This is a genomic window from Bacteroides sp. 51, assembly GCF_010500965.1.
Taxonomy (GTDB): domain Bacteria; phylum Bacteroidota; class Bacteroidia; order Bacteroidales; family Bacteroidaceae; genus Bacteroides.
The window spans coordinates 1-2,826 of the sequence record NZ_QVMI01000076.1 but is presented as its reverse complement, the minus strand read 5'-3'; the positions used below and the strand labels follow the sequence as shown (position 1 = coordinate 2,826).

The 2,826-nt window shown below is 38.6% G+C and carries 3 protein-coding genes and 1 pseudogene; 2 read left to right on the top strand and 2 right to left on the bottom strand.

Features of this window, described 5'->3' with window-relative positions:
- Positions 1–31: 31 nt before the first annotated feature.
- A complete protein-coding gene (locus tag D0T87_RS23440) occupies positions 32–529 on the bottom strand; it encodes an HU family DNA-binding protein (protein ID WP_163178564.1) in 498 nt (165 codons plus the stop codon).
- A 495-nt stretch (positions 530–1,024) separates the two neighbouring features.
- On the opposite strand from D0T87_RS23440, the gene D0T87_RS23435 reads away from it, so the two are divergent.
- A complete protein-coding gene (locus D0T87_RS23435) occupies positions 1,025–1,549 on the top strand; it encodes a hypothetical protein (protein WP_163178562.1) in 525 nt (174 codons plus the stop codon).
- A 3-nt stretch (positions 1,550–1,552) separates the two neighbouring features.
- Positions 1,553–1,870, top strand: a complete 318-nt coding sequence (locus tag D0T87_RS23430) for a helix-turn-helix domain-containing protein (protein ID WP_163178561.1) — start codon at positions 1,553–1,555, stop codon at positions 1,868–1,870.
- Between the two features lie 623 nt (positions 1,871–2,493).
- Here D0T87_RS23430 and D0T87_RS23425 read toward each other — a convergent pair.
- A pseudogene (locus tag D0T87_RS23425) lies at positions 2,494–2,826 on the bottom strand (hypothetical protein); the annotation flags it as partial.

Genomic DNA, 2,826 nt, shown 5'->3' with positions numbered 1-2,826 from the left:
TTAGGTTTAGATAAAAAAAAGAAAGGTCAGGTTAGAATCCGGGATCTACCACCTCGTCATCGTCATCGTCTCCACCCGGAACGGCAGGATTCCCGGAACCAGCCGCAGCCTTAGCATCTTTGATGAAAAACGACACGTTATTATCCGAACGGGTAGGCGCCAGGGCGTTATTGACTAGTTTGAGGACTTTGTCGGGACGAAAACGGATATTGACTCCCTTGATCTGGCGGACGTTGCATTCATCTTCTGTTTCCACACCGTTACACGAAAGGGTCATAAAGAACGTACCCAGACCATCAATCTTAACCCGGTCGCCACGAACAAGTACCTTGCGCATTTCACTCATGAAAATGCTCAGTACATGAACCACATCACCTTTGGTCAGGGTACTGGCTTCTTCCACTTCGGCGGCTACATCATTTTGTGTAGACAACCGCGAACTGCCTGCTTCTTGTTTTAGATAATAAAATTCAGACTCCGAACCGTTGTAGAAATGTTTGATTAGTCTTGGAATAACTGGAATACTCATAATAATAAGTTTTAGGTTAAATAAAATAATCAGTAAAAAACACTATAAATACGTATTAAAGCGAATAGTTGAAAATGAAAAGAAACGTTTGTTTATCTCTCATTTTCATAATATAAAGATACGGAATAGTCGTGATATAGGCAAATAAAATAACTGTTTTTTACTCCCGTAAGAGTCCTTTTTCTGTTTGGTATTCTGATGGAATTTTGCGTTCAACTTTTCCCTGAAAGTCCCACGCAAATTGATTTTTGCGTGGGACATTCCGGTGGTTTGCGTGGGACATTTGGGGGAAAAGTCGAACGCAAAAATCTTTTTGCATGGGACTTTTCGAGAAGATATGTGGCTGATTTTCAATATTTCTTTTTTTATGGCCGGAAAGTTTGAGGATGTCAGGTTTGCCATCTTTGTATTGCCGAAATAATAAAATACATCTTATAGGTTGTACATTCGGGAGTTATTCACTATATTTGCATTAGATACAATGCATGTTTATTTATGAATATAGATAAGATAACAGACGACGGTCGTTTATGGGCTGTACGATACCCGGATCAAGAGTGCGATGAACTAACACGATTGTTTGATGAATGGAGTGAACCGGTTACGCTACATGCCTTTTTTAAAGCGAATTGGGACGATATGGCTTATTTCAATATGACTTCTATTACAGAGGCTATTGATAAAACCATTGACGAACGTAACGTGTTAGAAAAAATGGTTTTAGATATTAATCCCGATGCCGATTTAGATACTCTATTTCGTAATTTAAGTAATTATTCGCATGAGTTATGTCTGGAAAAATCCAAAGGGAAAATAAATAAATCATGGTTAAGGCTTTATGCTATAAAACTTGCATCAGGAATATACATTATAACCGGAGGAGCTATAAAATTGACCGCTACAATGGAAGAGCGCGAACATACTTCGAATGAACTTGTTAAAATAGAAAAGGTTCGCAACTTTCTACTCAAAAACGGAATTGTCGATGAAGATGGTTTTTTCGAATATATAAATGAATGAGTTATGAAAACAAGAGATGAACAAATCGCAAAGTTAGAGCAGTTTCAATCAGCTACTCCATCACGATGGAGGGAAGAAGCTGAATATAGGGTAGCCAATCGCGAATGGATACGTGAATCTCAAAGAATTGCTACTGCAATGCTTGTCAAAATGGACGAAATGGGGTTGAAACAAAGTGACTTAGCTGCATTGATGGGGACTTCCCAGCAATATATAAGCAAAATATTAAGAGGAAAGGAAAATCTTACGCTTACTACAATAGTCAAAATAGAGGAGGTATTGCAGATTGCTATTTTATCTCCTTGTCATCCTGCTGTATAATCTGAACTGATAAACTTATATTAGTTGCCTGCTTTCCATATCGTAATCATCCATTGTCAGTGTGCGCAGTTTCTTTAGCTTGGCTTCTGCGTTAGATAATACGTTTTTGGCATTACAAAATGATCCTTTGCTCCATCAACAATGGACAAGTTGTGATCCACCTGGTAATGCCATTCGGCTTTGTCGTTGAGTTTGTTTGTTCATTCTCAACAACAAACGTACTGGATAATATGTGATTTGTAAACGAGGTGGGGAAATTCTTCTTTTTTTTGACTGGTTTTACAGCCTCACCCTGTTTTACACTAAACCCATCATAAAAACCATGCCAATTCACCCCTTCATCCAATTTCCGGATTGGTCTTTAAATGGCAAAAAAATCCTGCGGAACAAATTCGCTTAGTTAATATATCATAATTTGCACATCAAACGCAAATCAATCTCCAAACGAATTTCTTCCGATTTTCAGAAAACACCCCTTATTTGCTATTATATATACGCGAAAAATGATGTAAATATATTTGCACTATATATAAGGCAAGTTGAAAAGTTAAAATAGGACTTTAAAGAGGACTAACTATTGTGTATTTCGAACAAAGTCACTTACTTTGTAGCATCAATGTCCGTCATGTATAAGATGACGGACATTTTTTATTATTTCTTACACCCTCATCCTTTCCTTTATTCTCGGGAGAAACCACAGCAAAACATCCGGTTTCCATCGTAAATACACGAGTCCGTGCAAGCTTCTTTACACCGGTACCTTTTCGACCTCGACCCTTATAGAACGGGCGGATAACAGTATCGAATACCGTACATCCGGCCTCGCGAAGATGCTCATGAGAAAAAGAAGACAGATAAATACGAGTGGTCTTCTCCGTACCATGCCCCATTGCCTCGCTAAGCACAGGCACCCTTACATCACTATGATAAGCAATGGTTGCCCAGGAATGGCGAGC